This window comes from Nocardioides sp. SR21 (assembly GCF_022761125.1).
Taxonomy (GTDB): Bacteria; Actinomycetota; Actinomycetes; order Propionibacteriales; family Nocardioidaceae; genus Nocardioides.
In genome coordinates this window covers 328,367-344,876 of the sequence record NZ_JAKWJR010000006.1, presented here as the reverse complement: position 1 = coordinate 344,876, position 16,510 = coordinate 328,367, and the positions used below count along the sequence as shown (strand labels likewise).

Here is a 16,510-nt window from a genome sequence, read left to right as displayed (position 1 = left end):
GCCGTGGACGTGGGGATGACGCTGCCGGTCATGGAGCCGGACCTGTGGGCCGAGGACGGGACGCTCGAGGCATGGTCGCGGGCGATCGACGAGGGCCCGTTCTCCTCGCTGTGCTTCGGTGAGCGGCTCGCGTTCGACAACCCCGACGCCCCCACCCTGCTCGGCGCGGTCGCGGCGTGGACGTCGCGGGTCCGGTTGGTGACGACCGTGGTCGTCCCGCAGCTGCACGCGCCGGTGCCGCTGGCCAAGGCGCTGGCGACCGGCGACCGGCTCAGCGGCGGGCGGCTCACCGTCGGCGTCGGCGTGGGCGGTCGCGACGAGGACTACCGCGCGGCCGACGCGGACCCGAGCACCAAGACCATCGCCGGCATGACCGAACGGGTCGCGACGATGCGACGCGTCTGGGCGGGGGAGCGGGTCGTGGACGCCGTACGACCGGTCGGCCCGGCGCCGGTGCAGGCGGGTGGACCGCCCATCCTCGTGGGCACGCTCGGCCGCCGTACGATCCGGGCCGCGTCGGCCTGGGCCGACGGGCTGGCCGGGATGTCGCTCGACGTGGACCTCGCCGAGATGGCCGCGGTCTTCGACCTCACCCGCGAGTCGTGGCGCGAGGCCGGGCGGCCGGCGCCACGCGTCACCACGTCGTTCTGGTTCGCACTCGGCGACGGCGCGCGGGAGCAGGTCCACCGGCACCTGCGGCACTACATGAACTGGATCCCGGTCGAGTTCGTCGACGCGCTCGCCGCCTCGGCCGGCTTCGCCGGGACCGAGGCCGAGCTGGTCGACCAGCTGAAGCGGATCGAGGACCTCGGCGCCGACGAGGTGCAGCTGATCCCGACCGGCTCCGACATCGATCAGGTCAAGAGGGTCGCGGACCTGCTCGACTGACCCTACGGTGTCCTTCGTGCGGATGGACTGGGTACCGGTCTCGGCGGCCCTGTTGCTGACCGGCGCCCTCGCGCTGTGCCTCGGGTCGTTCCTCCTGCCCTCAGCCGACGGCGCCGGCGAGACGCTGCGGATCGTCGAGGAGCAGGGGGGACGGTGGCTGGCCGCTGCTGCGGTCTTCTTCCTGTCCTCGGTGTGCCTGTCGCTCGGTGTGCCCGCGATCCTCACGCTCTTCCAGGGTCGCGGCTGGAACCTCGCGATGATCAGCGCGATCGTGCTCGAGGTCGGCTTCATCGGCACCGCCGGCTTCGCGATGCTGATGGCGTTCGTCCGGTCGCTCGTGCGGGCCGACGCGCTGCGGGAGTCGGGCCTCGAGGCGGCGTCGAGCGAGGCCGGGTTCGCGGTGTTCCTGGCTGTCTGGATCGCCGGCCTCTACCTCGGCGAGCTGCTGCTCGCCCTCGCGTTGCTCCGCGCCCGCACCGTCCCACGCTGGGTGCCGTTCGCGCTGTTGCTGCACGTCCTGACGCTGCCGCTCTCCGGCGTGCTGCCGGACTCGGTGTCGAAGGCGTCGATCCTGTTGCTCGTCCTGGGCTTCGCCGGCATCGCCGTGCAGGCCACCTCGCCGCAGGCCCGGCGCCGGCTCAGCTGAGCGCGGCCGCCAGGTCGCGCACCTGCTCCGGGGCGGCGTCGTACCCGGGGAAGTAGCCGCACACCCGCTCCGCCACGTCCCCGAAGCGGCGGTGGATCTCGGCGGCGCACTGCTCCGGTGTGCCGCGCACGGCGAGCGTCTCGAGCATCTCGTCGGTCACGAGCTCGAACATCGCGCCGTAGTCGCCGACCTTGGAGAGCCGGTTCAGCTCGGGCTGCACCTCGCCCCAGCCCTCGACCTCGAGCACCGGGCGGTACGCCGGGGTCGAGCCGTAGAACGCGAGCAGCCCGCGGACGCCGGCCTCGGCCCGCGCCATCTCCTCGTCGGTGCGCCCCATCGCGAGGATCGCCTGGGGGAGGATCGCGAACCCGTCCCGGGTCCGGCCCGCGCGCTCCAGCCCGTCGTCGAGCGCAGGCAGCGTGCGCTCGCGGAAGTGCCGGTGGCTGTGGAACGGCATCACCAGCAGCCCGTCCGCCACCTCGGCCGCGGCTCGCGTCATCAGCGGGCCGAGCGCGCCCAGCAGCACCGGCGGGACGCCGTACGGGTTCGGCCCGGGGATGAACGTCGGCGGCATCAGCGTGTGCCGGGTGAACTCCCCGCGGAAGTCCAGGCGGGTGCCGTCCTGCCACGACGTCAGGATCGCCTTCACCGCCGAGACGATCTCGCGCATCCGCGCGGCCGGCGGCGACCACGTCGCGCCGTACCGGTTCTCGATGTGCGGCCGGATCTGCGACCCCAGGCCCAGCCGGAACCGTCCGCCGGACATCAGCTGCAGGTCGTACGCCGTGTGCGCCAGGTGCATCGGGCTGCGCGGCATCGCGATCGCCACGTTGGTCATCAGGTCGGTCTCGACCGCGCCGGCCGCCGCCGCGAGCGGCAGGAACACGTCGTGAGGACCCTCGAACGTGAACAGCCCGGCCACGCCGGTGGCCGTCAGCTCCCGGGCGCGGTCGGCGGCGAGGTCAGGGCGGGCGTCGAGCTGCACGTCGAGGAGCACGGGCTGATTGTGGCGGAACGGTCGGCCAGCACGGCCTTCGCGAGCAACGCCGCGCCGAGGAACATGACGACCGTCGGCAGCTTGAGCAGGTGCCAGTCGGCGAGTGTCATGGTCAGCGACGCGTCCTGGTCGACGAAGAGGAACTTCGCCTGCACGAGGTTCACGCCGGCGGCCATGAGCAGCAGGATCGACCCGAGCACTGCCAGAGGCGCCCAGCCCGGGCCGTCGTGCAGCCGCCTGGTCGCCGCGAGCGCCACGGTCGCCCACAGCAGCACGAACGCCGTCTCGCGTGCGAGCACGAACGCCTGGTCCGCCGTCAGCTCCCCCATGCCCTCGACCGTACGGCCTCCGGCGGTTGAGGTGCGAGCGGAGCGAGCCTCGAAACCACCTCGACTACACCGGTGGTTCCGAGGCTCAGGTGCTACTTGGCGGCCTTGCGCGCCCGGCTCGCGATCTTCGCGCGCTCGTTGGCGTCCAGGATGACCTTGCGGATGCGGACGGCGTCAGGGGTGACCTCGACGCACTCGTCGTCGCGGCAGAACTCCAGGCACTGCTCCAGCGACAGCCTGCGCGGCGGGACCAGCTTCTCGAAGTTGTCGGAGGTCGCGGACCGGATGTTGGTCTGCTGCTTCTCCTTGGTGATGTTGACGTCCATGTCGTCGGCGCGGGAGTTCTCGCCGACGATCATGCCCTCGTAGACCTCGGTGGTCGGCTCGACGAACATCACGCCGCGCTCCTGCAGCGAGGTCATGGCGTACGCCGTGGCCGCGCCCTTGCGGTCGGCGACCAGGGAGCCCGAGGCGCGCGAGCGGATCTCGCCGGCCCACGGCTCGTAGCCCTCGGAGATGTGGTGGGCGATGCCGGTGCCGCGGGTGTCGGTGAGGAACTCGGTGCGGAAGCCGATCAGGCCGCGCGCCGGGACCAGGAACTCCATGCGGACCCAACCGGTGCCGTGGTTGGTCATCTGCTCCATGCGGCCCTTGCGCGTGGCGAGCAGCTCCGTGATCGTGCCGAGGTACTCCTCCGGCGCGTCGATGGTCAGGCGCTCGACGGGCTCGTGGACCTTGCCGTCGACCTCCTTGGTGACCACCTGCGGCTTGCCGACGGTGAGCTCGAAGCCCTCGCGACGCATCTGCTCGACGAGGATCGCGAGCGCGAGCTCGCCGCGGCCCTGGACCTCCCAGGCGTCGGGGCGCTCGGTCGGGAGGATGCGCAGCGACACGTTGCCGACCAGCTCGCTGTCGAGGCGGTCCTTCACCAGGCGAGCGGTGACCTTGCCGCCCTTGACCTTGCCTACCAGCGGCGAGGTGTTGGTGCCGATCGTCATCGAGATCGCCGGCTCGTCGACGTGGATGAGCGGCAGCGCGATCGGGTTCTCGGAGTCGGCGAGGGTCTCGCCGATCGTGATGTCGGGGATGCCGGCCACCGCGACGATGTCACCGGGACCGGCGGACTCGCCGGGCTTGCGCTCGAGGCCCTCGGTGATGAGGAGCTCGGTGATGCGGACGTTCTTGACCTCGCCGTCGCGGCGGATCCACGCGACGGTCTGGCCCTTCTTCAGGTTGCCCTGCTTGATGCGCAGCAGCGCCAGGCGGCCGAGGAACGGCGAGGAGTCGAGGTTCGTGACGTGCGCCTGCAGCGGCGCGCCCTCCTCGTACGTCGGCGCCGGGATCGTCTCGAGGATCGTCTTGAACAGCGGCTCGAGGTCGGCGGAGTCCGGCAGCTCGCCGTTCTCCGGCGCCTCGAGGGCGGCCACGCCCGCGCGACCGGAGGCGTAGACGACCGGGAAGTCGAGCGCGTCCTGGCTGTGGTGCTCGTCGAGCAGGTCCATGAACAGCTCGTAGGTCTCGTCGACGACCTCGGCGATCCGGGCGTCGCTGCGGTCGGTCTTGTTGACGACCAGGATGACCGGCATGTCGGCGTTCAGCGCCTTGCGCAGCACGAAGCGGGTCTGCGGGAGCGGGCCCTCGGACGCGTCGACCAGCAGCACGATGCCGTCGACCATCGACAGGCCGCGCTCGACCTCGCCGCCGAAGTCGGCGTGGCCCGGGGTGTCGATGATGTTGATGACCATCGGCTGGCCGCCGCCGGCCGGACCGGCGTAGTGCACCGCGGTGTTCTTCGCGAGGATCGTGATGCCCTTCTCGCGCTCGAGGTCACCGGAGTCCATGACCCGCTCGGCCACGCTCTCGGCCTGGTGCTCGGTGAAAGCGCCGGCCTGCCGGAGCATCGCGTCGACGAGGGTGGTCTTGCCGTGGTCGACGTGGGCGACGATGGCGACGTTACGCAGATCGCTGCGGGCAGTGGTAGGCACGAGGATCGAGTCTAGTTGTTTCAGCCCCTGCGACCCGCATCGCCGTTTACCCTCGAAACGTGGGGGGAGCGCTGCGTGCTGCGCTGATGGGGGGCTTCGCGACGACCTTGGTCGTCGGAGGCCTCGTCGCGCTGCCCTCCGGACCCGCCACCGCGGTCACCACCGGCCGCCCGATCGCGGTCGCCGCGACCGACAACGGGGCGTCGTACGTCGGCTACGCGTCCGGCGGTCGCCTGCTCCGGCTCGACCGCGACGGCGCGGTCACGGGATCGGTGCCGCTCGACCGTGACGACCAGCCGGTCACCGCCCTCGACGTGGGCACCGACGGCAGCATCTGGGTGGACTACGGCGCCAGCGTGTCCCGCCTGAAGCCCGACGGCACGGTGCTCGCCCAGTTCCCGCTCCGCGGTGGCACCTGCCCGGTCAACGAGGCGCACGACCCGACGCGCTACGGCGGCATCGAGGTCACCCGGGATGCGGTCTACGTCGCCGGCCGCTGCGTCGCCACCGTCGGCATCTACAGCCTCGACGGCGAGCACCGGGCCAGCATCGACCTGCCGGGCACGTCGCTCCCGCGTGACGTCGCCCTGGCTCCGGCCGTCAAGGGCCTGTCGGCGCGGATGTACGTGTCGATGCCGGACGCCGGCAAGGTCTACGCCTACAACGCCGCGTCGCTGCTCTCCGACCCGCAGCCGGCCAAGACGCTGGTGATCAAGCGGTTCCCGGGCTTCCGCGACCCCGAGCCCGGCGCGCTGACCGCCGACGAGAAGGGCCAGCTCGGTGTCATGGACATCGAGAACAACGCGCTGCACTTCTACAACGGCCCCGAGAACTACTGGTACTACCGGACCCTCGGCCACGGGCCGGATCCGGCGTCCGACCGCGGTTTCGTCGACCGGGTCACCGCGGTCGACAACGCCGACGGGAGCTTCAAGCAGGGACTCTGGATCGCCGACTCCGGCAACGGCCGGATCCAGCACTGGGACCACATCGGCACCACCGACTGGATGACCGACGCCCTGCCGCCCGGCGACCCGGGCGCCCCGGTCAACGGCACGCTGCCGAGGATCACCGGCCAGCCGTACGCCGGCAAGACGCTCACCTGCGACCTCGGCACCTGGGAGGGCGCCGCGGCGTCGTACGACGTCTCCTGGCTGCGCGACGGACTGCCGATCCCCGGCGCCACCGACACGGACTACACGGTGGTCGCCAAGGACGTCGCGGCCGAGCTCGCCTGCCAGGTCACCGCGAACGCCGCCTCGGGAGCCAGCTCGGCACCCGCCACCAGCGAGGTGTTCCCGATCGCGGGACCGAGCTCCCCGCCGTTCGTCCTCCAGCGTCCGGAGATCCGCGGCAACGTCGGCTCCGGCGCCGTGGTGCGGTGCACCAACGGCACGTGGACCGGCGCCGAGCCGACGCGGTACCTCCGTGGCTGGCTGCGCGACGGACAGCTGCTGCCGGGGACCAACGCCCCGGAGTACCTCGTCACCGACAACGACATCTACCACGAGCTCACCTGCCGCGTGGCGGCCGTGAACCGCAACGGCACCGGCAAGGTCGCGCTCAGCGAGCCGGTCCTCGTCGAGGGCCACGCCGGCGGGCACGTCGGCCAGCCCGCCAACAAGCAGCGTCCGCGGATCATCGGCACCGCGAAGCTCGGCAAGGTCCTCTACTGCGACCCCGGGGCGTGGGACAACGCACCGACGTTCACCTACGTGTGGCGCCGCGACGGCTCGGCACTCGGTGGCTCGGAGAAGGACCAGTACCAGGTGCTCGGCGACGACCTCGGGCACCGGCTCACCTGCCTGGTCACCGGGACCAACCCGTCCGGCTCCCGCCAGGCGAGCTCGGGATCGGTCAAGCCGCGCCGGTAGCGGGTCGGCGCACGCTCGTACAGTGGCGGCATGCCTCGGATCGCCACCACCGACCGCGTCGAGCGCGAGCAGCTGCTCGACTTCGTCCGCACCCGGCACCACCTGGTGCTGGTGACCACGAGGGCGGACGGCCGACCGCAGCTCTCGCCGGTCACCGGCGGCGTCGACGCCGACGGCCGGATCGTCGTCTCGACGTACCCCGACCGCGCGAAGGCCGTGAACCTGCGCCGCAACCCGGCCGCCTCGGTCCTCGTCCTCTCCGACGAGTGGGACGACGCGTGGGTGCAGGTCGACGGGACCGCCGAGGTCCTCGACATGCCCTCGCCCGAGGCCGAGGACGGCCTGGTCGAGTACTTCCGCTGCATCTCCGGCGAGCACCCCGACTGGGACGAGTACCGCGACGCGATGCGCAAGCAGGGCAAGTCGCTGATCCGGATCCGGGTCGACTCCTGGGGCCCGGTCGCGACCGGTGGCTTCCCACCCGACCGGGCGCCGGTCCGCTAGAGCACCCCGCTAGATCACCCCACGAGGTTCCTCTCCTCCGCTGCGCTCCCCCGAGCAACGTCGCGGGGACCCTGCTAGACCAGCCGGTCCAGTCACCTCGCGCTTCCTCAAGGTTTTCGCAAGATCCGCCGTACCCTCTGCTCGTGCGCGGCTACGCCCCCCTGGGCCGCATGCTCGGCCTAGCCATGATCATCGCGGGGCTCGGGACCGTTACTTTGGCGACCCCGGAACCAGCCGCCGCAGCCACCGCGGACCGGCCGACGGCGATCGGCGTCGCCCGCGACGGGACGACGTACATCGGGTTCGCCGGAGGCGGCAAGCTGCAGCGGCTGACCGCGCGCGGCGGCAACCGCGGGTCGATTGCGCTCCACTCGGACGAGCCGGTCGACGGCATCTACGTCACCGTCGACAACGAGATCTGGGTCGACTTCGAGACCGAGTTCGCCCTGTACTCGACCAGTGGCCGCCGGCTCCTCACCAACGACAAGAAGCCGCAGCGCAGCTGCGGCAGCAACGCGCCGGCCCACCGCTACGGAGGCATCACCTCGGCCGGCGGCCGGGTCTACGTCGCGAACCGCTGCCACCCCTCGATCTCGGTCTACACGCGCCGCGGTGAGCTGGAGACCACGGTCAAGCTGCCCGGGAAGGACTTCCCGCGCGGCATCGCGTACGGCAACGCCCAGAACGGCCGCACCGCGATGCTGTACGTCGCGATCCCGGACCGTGGCCAGGTCGTCGCGTACCGCGCCTCCTCGCTGCGCAAGAGCTCCAAGCCCGCCGACGTGTTCAAGTTGCACCGCCCGCGCGGTGGGAAGTCGCCGCAGCCGAGCGGCATCGCGGTCGACAAGTACGGCCAGCTGACCGTCACGGACGCCGCCAACAACGCCGTCTACCTGGCCGACACCAACAACCACTTCTCGGTCTACCGCGCGCTGGGCCACGGCCCGCGCGCCGGCCGTGAGGCGGGCCGGCTCAACGGGCCGACCGCGATCGCCCAGCACGAGCAGGACGGCGGCAGCCTGTCGGGCAACCTGTTCATCGCCGACACCGACAACCACCGGGTGCAGCGCTGGGACACCGGCGGCTACACCTACTGGAGCAAGGGCGTTCGCGCCGGCGCCGGCGGCCGCGGTGGAGGCGACGGCGGCGGTGACGGCGGTGGTGACGGCGGCGGCGACGGGGACGGCGACGGTGGTGGCGACGGCGGTGGGGACGGCGGCGACGGGCCGAAGAACCTCACCAAGCCGAGCATCTCCGGCACCGCCGAGGTCGGCAACATGCTGACCTGCGACAAGGGCACCTGGTCCGGGTCCGACAGCCCGTTCGGCGGGAACTCCTACTACTTCCAGTGGCTCCGCAACGGCTCGTCGATCACGTCGGCCACCACCAACAACTACACCGTGGTCGAGGCCGACAGCGGTGCGAAGCTGGCCTGCTCGGTCCGCGCGAGCAACGCGGACGGCGACACCACCGCGACCTCGGCGTCGGTCACCGTCGGCGGCGGCAGCGGCAACCCGGGCGGCACGACGCCGGTCAACACCGCCGCGCCCTCGATCACCGGGACCGCCGCCGTCGGGCAGGTGCTCACCTGCAACCCGGGCACCTGGACCCCGACCGGCGTGAGCCTCGGCTTCCAGTGGCGCCGCGCCGGGGTGGCGATCGCGTCGGCCACCGCGTCGACGTACACCGTGACGGCCGCCGACAGCGGCGCCGCGCTGAGCTGCCTCGTGCGCGGCACCCTCGGCACCGCGGGAGCCGAGGCGTCCTCGCCGGCCGTGACCGTCGGTGGCGGCGGGTCCGGCGGCACCGGACCGGTCAACACGGTCCCGCCGACGATCGTCGGGGCCGCGGCGGTCGGCCAGAACCTCGTCTGCACCTCGGGCACCTGGACCGGTGCGACCAGCTACGCCTACGAGTGGCGCCGCAGCGGCGTCGCGATCGCGGGCGCCACCGCGTCGACGTACACCGTGACCGCCGCGGACAGCGGGACGTCGCTGGCCTGCGTCGTGCGGGCCACCAGCACCACCGGCACCTCCGAGGTGTCCTCGGCCGCGGTCACCGTCGGCGGCGCCGGCGGCCCGGTCAACACGGTCGCGCCCGCCGTGCTCGGCACGCCGGCTGTCGGCCAGCTCCTCAACTGCAGCTCGGGCATCTGGACCGGGTCGGGCATCGGCTACACCTTCCAGTGGCTGCGCGCGGGCGCGCCGATCGCGGGCGCCACGTCGTCGACCTACCGCGTGACGGCGGCGGACAGCGGCACGTCGCTGTCGTGCATCGTGCGCGCCGCGAACGGCGCGGGAGCCGTCGAGGTCGCCTCCCCTCCGGTGACGGTCGGCGGCGGCGGCGGATCCACCACTCCGGTCAACACGGTCGCCCCGTCGGTCACCGGGACGGCGGCGGTCGGGCAGGTGCTGACCTGCAGCCCGGGCACCTGGAGCGGGTCGGTGACGGGCTACGGCTTCCAGTGGCTGCGCGCGGGCGCGCAGATCTCGGCGGCCACGTCCTCGACGTACGTCGTGACCGTGGCCGACAGCGGCGCCGCGCTCTCCTGCTCGGTGCGCGCGACCAACACCTCCGGCAGCACCGACGCCGTCTCCGCAGCCGTCGCGATCGGTGGTGGCGGTGGTGCTGTCACCGCGCCGGTCAACGTCACGGCCCCGGCGATCACCGGCACGGCCGCGGTCGGGCAGGTGCTGACCTGCAGCCCGGGCACCTGGAGCGGGACCGTGGTCGGCTACGGCTTCCAGTGGTACCGCGCCGGCGCCCAGGTCTCGCAAGCCACGTCCTCGACGTACGTCGTCACCGCGGCCGACAGCGGTGCCGCGCTCGCATGCGTCGTCCGCGCCTCCAACACCTCCGGCAGCACCGACGCGGTGTCCGCGTCCGTGACGGTCGGCGGTGGTGGCAGCGGCTCGACCGCGCCGGTCAACGTCACGCCGCCCACGATCACCGGGACCGCCGCCGTCGGGCAGGTGCTGACCTGCAACCCGGGCACCTGGTCGTGGACCGGCGTCGGCGTCACCTACGGCTTCCAGTGGTACCGCGCCGGCGCGCCGGTCGGGACCGCGACCTCGTCGACGTACGTCGTCAGCGCCGCCGACAGCGGCTCGGCGCTGCTGTGCGCGGTGCGGGCGTCGAACACCGGTGGGAGCACCGACGCCGTGTCGGCGGCGGTCACCGTCGGCGGAGGCGGCGGTGGCACCACGGTGCCGGTGAACGTCGTGCCGCCGTCGGTCACCGGGACGGCGGCGGTCGGGCAGGTGCTGACCTGCAACCCGGGCAGCTGGTCGTTCAGCGGGGTCGGCATCAGCTACGCCTTCCAGTGGCTGCGCGCCGGGGCACCGATCGGGTCGGCGACGGCGGCGACGTACACCGTGCCCGGAACCGACAGCGGCGTCGCCCTGTCGTGCCTCGTCCGGGCGTCCAACACGGCCGGCAGCACCGACGCCGTCTCGTCCGCGGTCCTGGTGGGCGGTGGTGGCGGTGCGACGATCCCGGTCAACGTCACGCCGCCGACGATCACCGGCACCGTGGCCGTGGGTGGCCTGCTGACCTGCAACCCGGGCACGTGGTCGTGGAGCGGCGTGGGCCTGAGCTACAGCTACCAGTGGCTGCGCTCGGGCGCGCAGATCGGCTCGGCCACGGGGACGGCGTACACGGTGACGGCGGCCGACGCCGGCGCCTCGCTCTCCTGCGTCGTGCGGGCGTCCAACACGGCCGGCAGCACCGACGCGGCCTCCGCCTCGGTCCTGGTCGGCGGTGGTGGGAGCGGTGGCGGCGAGGGCGCTCCGGTCAACCTGACCAGCCCGGTGATCTCCGGCCTGGTGATGACCGGCCAGCCGCTGACCTGCCACCCGGGCACCTGGTCGTGGAGCGGCGTGGGCGTGAACTACGACTACCAGTGGCGGCGTGCGGGCTCGCCGATCGCCGGCGCGACGTCGTCGACGTACACCGTGTCCGGCGCGGACGTCGGCATGGCGCTGACGTGTGCCGTACGGGCCTCCAACGCGTACGGCGCCACCACGGCGGTGTCCTCGCCCGTCCTCGGCGTGGGCGGCTGACGAGCCGGCTGTCCGGCCGCGGAGCTGCTTCTGGGGCGGTAGTCCCTGACGTTTCCGGGGTCGGTCGCGCCGTCTCACCCCGAGAACGTCAGGGACTACCCCCTGAGATCAGGCGAGCGCGCGGTCGAGCGCGGCCGCGACGTGCAGCGTGGTGCACGGGAACACCGGGATGTCGGCGTCGGCCTGGCGCACGAGCAGCTCGAGCTCGGTGCAGCCGAGGATCACGCCACCCGCGCCGGCGTCCCACAGCTCGTCGATCAGGCCGACCATGGTGCGCCGCGAGCCGTCGAGGACCTTGCCGTGGACAAGCTCGTCGTAGATCACGCGGTTGACGGTCTCGTGGTGCTGCGCGTCCGGGACGTGCACGGTCAGGCCGTGCTGGGCGATCCGGTCGGTGAAGAACGACCGGGACATCGCGAACGTCGTGCCCAGGAGGCCGACCTCGGTGAGCTCCTGCGCCTTGCACGCGTCGGCGACCACGTCGGCGAGGTGCAGCAGCGGGATGTCGATCGCGTCCGCGACCTGGTCGGCGACCAGGTGGAACGTCGTGGTGCAGAGCACGAGGAAGTCCGCGCCGCCGGCCTCGACCGCGCGGGCCGCGCCGACCAGGATCGACGCGACGTCGTCCCAGCGCTCCTCCTGCTGCAGCGCCGTGACCTCGGCGAAGTCGACCGACGCCATCACGGTCTTCGCCGACGCGAGCCCGCCCACGCGCTGCTCGACGCCCTGGTTGAGTCCTTCGTAGTAGGCGGCGCTGCTCTCCCAGCTCATCCCGCCGACGAGTCCGATGGTCTGCATGCCGGTCACTCTCTCAGAGAACCCGGTGCACGCGATGCTGGGCCGCTTGCGCCTTGGGACGGATCACCAGCTCGTCGACGCTGACGTGCGATGGCCGGGTCGCCATCCAGACGATCGCCTCGGCGATGTCGTCGGCGACCAGGGGCTCCGCGACCCCGGCGTACGCCGCGGCGGCCTTCTCCTCGTCCCCGTCGAAGCGGACCAGCCCGAACTCCTCGGTCTTCACCATGCCCGGCGCGATCTCCATGACCCGCACCGGCTGCTCGACGAGCTCGAGGCGCAGCGTCTCGTTGACGACCTGGGTGCCGTGCTTCGCCGCGGTGTAGCCCGCGCCGCCCTCGTAGGCAATCCGGCCGGCGGTCGAGCCGACGTTCACGATGACGCCGTCGCCGCTGGCGACGAGCGCGGGCAGCAGCGCCCGGGTCACCTGCATCAGGCCGATCACGTTGACGTCGTACATCCGCCGCCACGCGTCGCTGTCGGCCTCGCCGACGGGGGCCGCCCCGCCGAACGCCCCGCCGGCGTTGTTCACCAGCAGGTCGAGCCGGTCGCCCACCCGGGCCGCCAGTGCCGCGACCGCCTGCTCGTCGGTGACGTCGCACGCGACCGGCGTACCCCCGATCTCGGCGGCGAGCTGCTCGATCCGGTCGGCTCGCCGGGCGGCACAGAACACGTGGTAGCCGGCCTTCGCGAGGTGCCGCGCGGTCGCGGCTCCGATCCCGCTGCTGGCTCCGGTCACGACGGCGATGGAGGTGGAGGTCACGGGCCCATTCTGCGCGACCGTGTCACACTGCCTCGCGTGGGACTGCGTGTAGCGGCCGCTCTGTGCGGACTCGTAGGTGGACTGGCCTGGATCAGTGCGTTGATCTTCGACCGCGCGACCGGCGGCACGATCGTCGACGTGCTCACGTGGACGGGCATGTTCCTGCTCGGTGTGGCCACGGTCAGCGCCGGCGCGAGCCTGGTCAGCAGCAGTGCGTTCTGGCTCAAGATCCTGGTCGCGTGCTGCTTCGCCGTGCTCGTCGGGTCCGTGCTCGCCCTGCTGTCGGACTCCGTGGAGGACCTCGTCGTGTACGCCGCCTTCGGCGCGGTGGCCCTGGTCGTCTCGGTCACGGTGCTGCTCCGGGTGGAGCGGGCACCTACCGGATCGCACGCGCGCTGACCAAGCGGGAATCAGACCGGGCACTGCGGTGTTGACCCAGGTTGGACCTGACGAGCGAGAGGAGCGCGGCGAGTGGACCCCATCCGGCGGTTGGCGATGATCAGCCTGCACACGTCCCCGCTCGACCAGCCGGGCACCGGCGACGCCGGCGGCATGAACGTCTACGTCATCGAGCTCGCCAAGCGGCTCGCCGCCCGCGGCGTCGAGGTCGACATCTTCACCCGCGCGACCTCCTCCTCCCTCGACCCGGTGGTGGGGGCGTACGACGGCGTCCAGGTGCGGCACATCCACGCCGGCCCGTTCGAGGGGTTGGCCAAGGACGAGCTCCCCGGCCAGCTGTGCGTGTTCGCCCGCGAGGTGCTGCGGGCCGAGGCCGGCCAGCCGCTCGGCCACTACGACGTCGTGCACTCGCACTACTGGCTCTCCGGTCAGGTCGGCGCCCTGGCCCGTGACCGCTGGGGCGTCCCGCTGGTGCACTCGATGCACACGATGGCCAAGGTCAAGAACGACGCGCTCGCCGAGGGCGACACCCCCGAGCCGGCCGCGCGGATCATCGGCGAGGAGCAGGTCGTCGAGGCCGCGGACATGCTGATCGCGAACACCGACCTCGAGGCCAAGCAGCTGATCAACCTGTACGACGCCGAGCCCGCGCGCGTCGAGGTCGTGCACCCCGGCGTCGACCTCGACGTGTTCCGCCCGCGTGACAAGGGCGAGGTGCGCGCCGAGCTGGGCCTGCCCGCCGACGCCTCGGTGCTGCTGTTCGCCGGTCGCATCCAGCCCCTGAAGGCGCCCGACGTGCTGCTGCGCGCGGTCGCCGTGCTGCTCGAGCGACGCTCCGACCTGCGCTCGCGGCTGGTCGTCCCGATCGTCGGCGGCCCGTCCGGCAGCGGCCTCGAGCACCCGGAGTCCCTGGCCCAGCTGGCGAGCGAGCTGCGCCTCGACGACGTGGTGCGGTTCGTCCCGCCCGTCGCCCAGGACGAGCTCGCGCGCTGGGCCGCGGCCGCGACCCTGGTCGCGGTGCCGTCGTACAACGAGTCGTTCGGCCTCGTCGCCGTGGAGGCGCAGGCCACCGGCACCCCCGTCGTCGCCGCGGCCGTCGGCGGTCTCACCACCGTCGTCCGGGACGGGCACAGCGGGCTGCTGGTCGACGGCCACGACCCACAGGAGTGGGCCGACGCGCTCGGCCGCGTCGTCGCGGACGACGACCTGCGGGTGCGCCTCGAGGCCGGCGCCCTCGAGCAGGCGCGCGCGTTCTCGTGGGACCGCACCGCCGAGCGGACGCTCGAGGTCTACGAGCGCGCTCGTGCCGACCTCAAGGCGCCGGTGTGACCGACGCCGCCCAGGTCGTCCGCGACCACCTCGCCGAGAACGACATCGCGTACGACGAGCTCTCCGACGGGGTCTTCTCGTTCTCCCTGCCCGGGGAGAAGAAGCTGCAGACCGCCGTCCGCCTCGACGTCGGCCCGCACGCGCTCGGCGTGCACGCCTTCGTCTGCCGCAAGCCCGACGAGAACCACGAGCGCGTCTACGAGTGGCTGCTGCAGAAGAACCTGCGGATGTACGCCGTCGCGTTCGCGATCGACCGGCTCGGCGACATCTACCTCGACGCGCGACTTCCGCTGATCGCCGTCACGCCCGACGAGCTGGACCGGCTGCTCGGCGCGGTGCTCACCTACGCCGACGAGTCGTTCAACACGATCCTCGAGCTCGGCTTCGGGTCCGCCATCCGCAAGGAGTGGGAGTGGCGGAACCTGCGCGGCGAGTCGACCGCGAACCTCGAGGCGTTCCGCGGCTGGCTGGAGTCAGGCGAGGGCGAGAGCCCCGAGGGCGAGTAGCGCCGGAACCGCCTGCACGAACAGGATCTTCCGGCTGACGGTCGCGGCACCGAACACGCCCGCCGCCACGACGCACAGCAGGAAGAACGCCATCACGGCGTCGTCCTGCGCGATGAGCCCCCAGACCAGGCCCGCGACGAGGAACCCGTTGTAGAGCCCCTGGTTCGCCGCGAGCACCTTCGTCTGCTCGGCGAAGTCCGCGTCGAGCCCGAACGCCGCGCGGCCGGCCGGCTTGGTCCAGAGGAACATCTCGAGGACCAGGAAGTAGAGGTGCAGGGCAGCGACCAGCGCGACCAGCACGGAGGCGACGACGTCCACCCGCGCATCATGGCAGGTCAGGCCGGCGGCGGGACCTCGTCGGCGATCGTCCTCGGCTTGCGCCGGGCGACCGCCACGCCGACGAGCGCCAGCGCGCCACCGACGTACGCCATCGCGGGCGGCGCCTCGTCGAGGAACACGACGCCCATCACGATCGTGATCGGCGGGACCAGGTACGTCGTGATCGCGAGGTTGCTGGCGCTCATGTGCTGCAGCGCGTAGGCGTACGTCGTGAACGCGATCGCGGTCGGGAAGACGCCGAGGTACAGCACCCAGAGCACCGAGGAGGTCGGGGCGTCCGCGGTCTGGTCGACGAGCTGGCCGAGGAACGGGAGGCACGCGATCGCGCCGACCGTGCAGGCCAGCCAGGTCACGTGGATGGCGGGGAGCTTCGCGACGAGCGGCTTCTGCAGGATCAGGCTGATCGAGTACACGACCGCCGAGAGCAGGCAGAGCAGCACGCCGATCACGTCGTGGTCGCTGGACTCGGACGACGACATGGAGATCAGCCCGACACCGGTGAACGCGAGCGCGAGGCCGAGGCCGATGTACACCGTGAACTTCTCGTTGAGGAAGATCGCGGCCAGCACAGCGACGAGCACCGGCGAGACCTGGATCAGCATCGCGGCGGTGCCCGCGTCGACCCGGCGCTCGCCCGCGTTGAGCGCGACGTTGTAGACGCCGAACCACAGCACGCCGATCGTGATGATCGAGACCCACTGACGGCCGGTCGGGCGCGGGATCCCTTGCGTGGCCAGGGCGACGACGCCGAGGCACGCCGACCCGACCAGGGTCCGGCCCAGCGACAGCGCGCCGGGGGAGAAGTCCTCGCCGAGGTAGCGGATCGCGACGAACGCCGACGCCCAGAACACCAGCGTCACCCCGACCGCCGCGAGCGGCAGCCAGGAGGCCGGCTCGGTGGTCTCAGCAGGGCTCGCCGGTGTCGTCGTACTCGTCACGGAGCAAGCGTAGGGATCGCCACCGACGCCTGACACGCGGGTTTCGGACGTCTATGCGCGACTTCCCGCCAGTCTCATCCGTCCCAGGATTCCCCGGTTGACCGGGGAAACTTGCGCTTGACGGCCGTTGCAAACCCCTACAACCGTCGGAATC

At 72.2% G+C, this 16,510-nt stretch carries 15 protein-coding genes; 8 read left to right on the top strand and 7 right to left on the bottom strand.

Translation table 11 applies throughout. The features are described from left to right. The first annotated feature begins 3 nt into the window (after nt 1–3). Both MJ604_RS13855 and MJ604_RS13850 read left to right on the top strand, forming a co-directional pair. Nucleotides 4–888 carry an LLM class flavin-dependent oxidoreductase gene (locus tag MJ604_RS13855; RefSeq protein WP_243059045.1) on the top strand — a complete coding sequence of 295 codons (885 nt, stop codon included), beginning with the start codon at nt 4–6 and terminating at the stop codon, nt 886–888. Between the two features lie 16 nt (nt 889–904). Further along, nucleotides 905–1,534: a hypothetical protein gene (locus MJ604_RS13850; protein ID WP_243059044.1), complete on the top strand. Its 630-nt coding sequence runs from the start codon at nt 905–907 to the stop codon at nt 1,532–1,534. Here the strand turns inward: MJ604_RS13850 and MJ604_RS13845 are convergent. The 3 genes from MJ604_RS13845 to typA form a co-directional block, all read right to left on the bottom strand. Beyond that, entirely contained in the window at nt 1,527–2,531 is a 1,005-nt protein-coding gene (locus MJ604_RS13845) for a TIGR03617 family F420-dependent LLM class oxidoreductase (RefSeq protein ID WP_243059043.1), read from the bottom strand. The two genes, MJ604_RS13850 and MJ604_RS13845, sit on opposite strands and share 8 nt — an antisense overlap. Next, on the bottom strand, nt 2,468–2,860 hold the full coding sequence (locus MJ604_RS13840) for a hypothetical protein (RefSeq protein ID WP_243059042.1): 393 nt from the start codon (nt 2,858–2,860) through the stop codon (nt 2,468–2,470). The genes MJ604_RS13845 and MJ604_RS13840 overlap by 64 nt, the downstream gene beginning before the upstream one ends. 92 nt (nt 2,861–2,952) lie before the next feature. Continuing rightward, a complete protein-coding gene (gene typA / locus MJ604_RS13835) occupies nt 2,953–4,845 on the bottom strand; it encodes a translational GTPase TypA (protein WP_243059041.1) in 1,893 nt (630 codons plus the stop codon). Between the two features lie 59 nt (nt 4,846–4,904). On the opposite strand from typA, the gene MJ604_RS13830 reads away from it, so the two are divergent. From MJ604_RS13830 to MJ604_RS13820, 3 genes are all read left to right on the top strand, one after another. Further along, the gene (locus MJ604_RS13830; RefSeq protein WP_243059040.1) at nt 4,905–6,719 is read left to right on the top strand and encodes a hypothetical protein; all 1,815 of its coding nucleotides are present in this window, start codon (nt 4,905–4,907) and stop codon (nt 6,717–6,719) included. A gap of 30 nt (nt 6,720–6,749) precedes the next feature. After that, the gene (locus tag MJ604_RS13825; RefSeq protein WP_243059039.1) at nt 6,750–7,223 is read left to right on the top strand and encodes a PPOX class F420-dependent oxidoreductase; all 474 of its coding nucleotides are present in this window, start codon (nt 6,750–6,752) and stop codon (nt 7,221–7,223) included. 143 nt (nt 7,224–7,366) lie between these two features. Next, nucleotides 7,367–11,284 (top strand): hypothetical protein, encoded by a 3,918-nt coding sequence (locus tag MJ604_RS13820; RefSeq protein WP_243059038.1) that lies wholly within the window; start codon nt 7,367–7,369, stop codon nt 11,282–11,284. Between the two features lie 108 nt (nt 11,285–11,392). Here the strand turns inward: MJ604_RS13820 and MJ604_RS13815 are convergent, their stop codons facing one another. Both MJ604_RS13815 and MJ604_RS13810 read right to left on the bottom strand, forming a co-directional pair. Continuing rightward, a complete protein-coding gene (locus MJ604_RS13815; protein ID WP_243059037.1) occupies nt 11,393–12,082 on the bottom strand; it encodes an aspartate/glutamate racemase family protein in 690 nt (229 codons plus the stop codon). Between the two features lie 13 nt (nt 12,083–12,095). Next, nucleotides 12,096–12,845, bottom strand: a complete 750-nt coding sequence (locus MJ604_RS13810; protein ID WP_243059036.1) for an SDR family oxidoreductase — start codon at nt 12,843–12,845, stop codon at nt 12,096–12,098. 36 nt (nt 12,846–12,881) lie between these two features. On the opposite strand from MJ604_RS13810, the gene MJ604_RS13805 reads away from it, so the two are divergent. The 3 genes from MJ604_RS13805 to MJ604_RS13795 all read left to right on the top strand — a co-directional run bounded on the left by MJ604_RS13805 (nt 12,882) and on the right by MJ604_RS13795 (nt 15,079). Further along, nucleotides 12,882–13,244 carry a hypothetical protein gene (locus MJ604_RS13805; protein WP_243059035.1) on the top strand — a complete coding sequence of 121 codons (363 nt, stop codon included), beginning with the start codon at nt 12,882–12,884 and terminating at the stop codon, nt 13,242–13,244. A gap of 96 nt (nt 13,245–13,340) precedes the next feature. After that, on the top strand, nt 13,341–14,573 hold the full coding sequence (mshA, locus tag MJ604_RS13800; protein ID WP_243059093.1) for a D-inositol-3-phosphate glycosyltransferase: 1,233 nt from the start codon (nt 13,341–13,343) through the stop codon (nt 14,571–14,573). Next, nucleotides 14,570–15,079, top strand: coding sequence for a YbjN domain-containing protein (locus MJ604_RS13795; protein ID WP_243059034.1), 510 nt, complete (start codon nt 14,570–14,572; stop codon nt 15,077–15,079). Before mshA ends, MJ604_RS13795 begins: the two co-directional genes overlap by 4 nt. Here MJ604_RS13795 and MJ604_RS13790 read toward each other — a convergent pair. Together MJ604_RS13790 and MJ604_RS13785 are read right to left on the bottom strand one after the other, a co-directional pair. Beyond that, on the bottom strand, nt 15,047–15,397 hold the full coding sequence (locus MJ604_RS13790) for a DUF1304 domain-containing protein (protein ID WP_243059033.1): 351 nt from the start codon (nt 15,395–15,397) through the stop codon (nt 15,047–15,049). The genes MJ604_RS13795 and MJ604_RS13790 overlap by 33 nt on opposite strands. A gap of 17 nt (nt 15,398–15,414) precedes the next feature. Beyond that, nucleotides 15,415–16,356: a DMT family transporter gene (locus tag MJ604_RS13785; RefSeq protein WP_243059032.1), complete on the bottom strand. Its 942-nt coding sequence runs from the start codon at nt 16,354–16,356 to the stop codon at nt 15,415–15,417. Nucleotides 16,357–16,510: the final 154 nt, after the last annotated feature.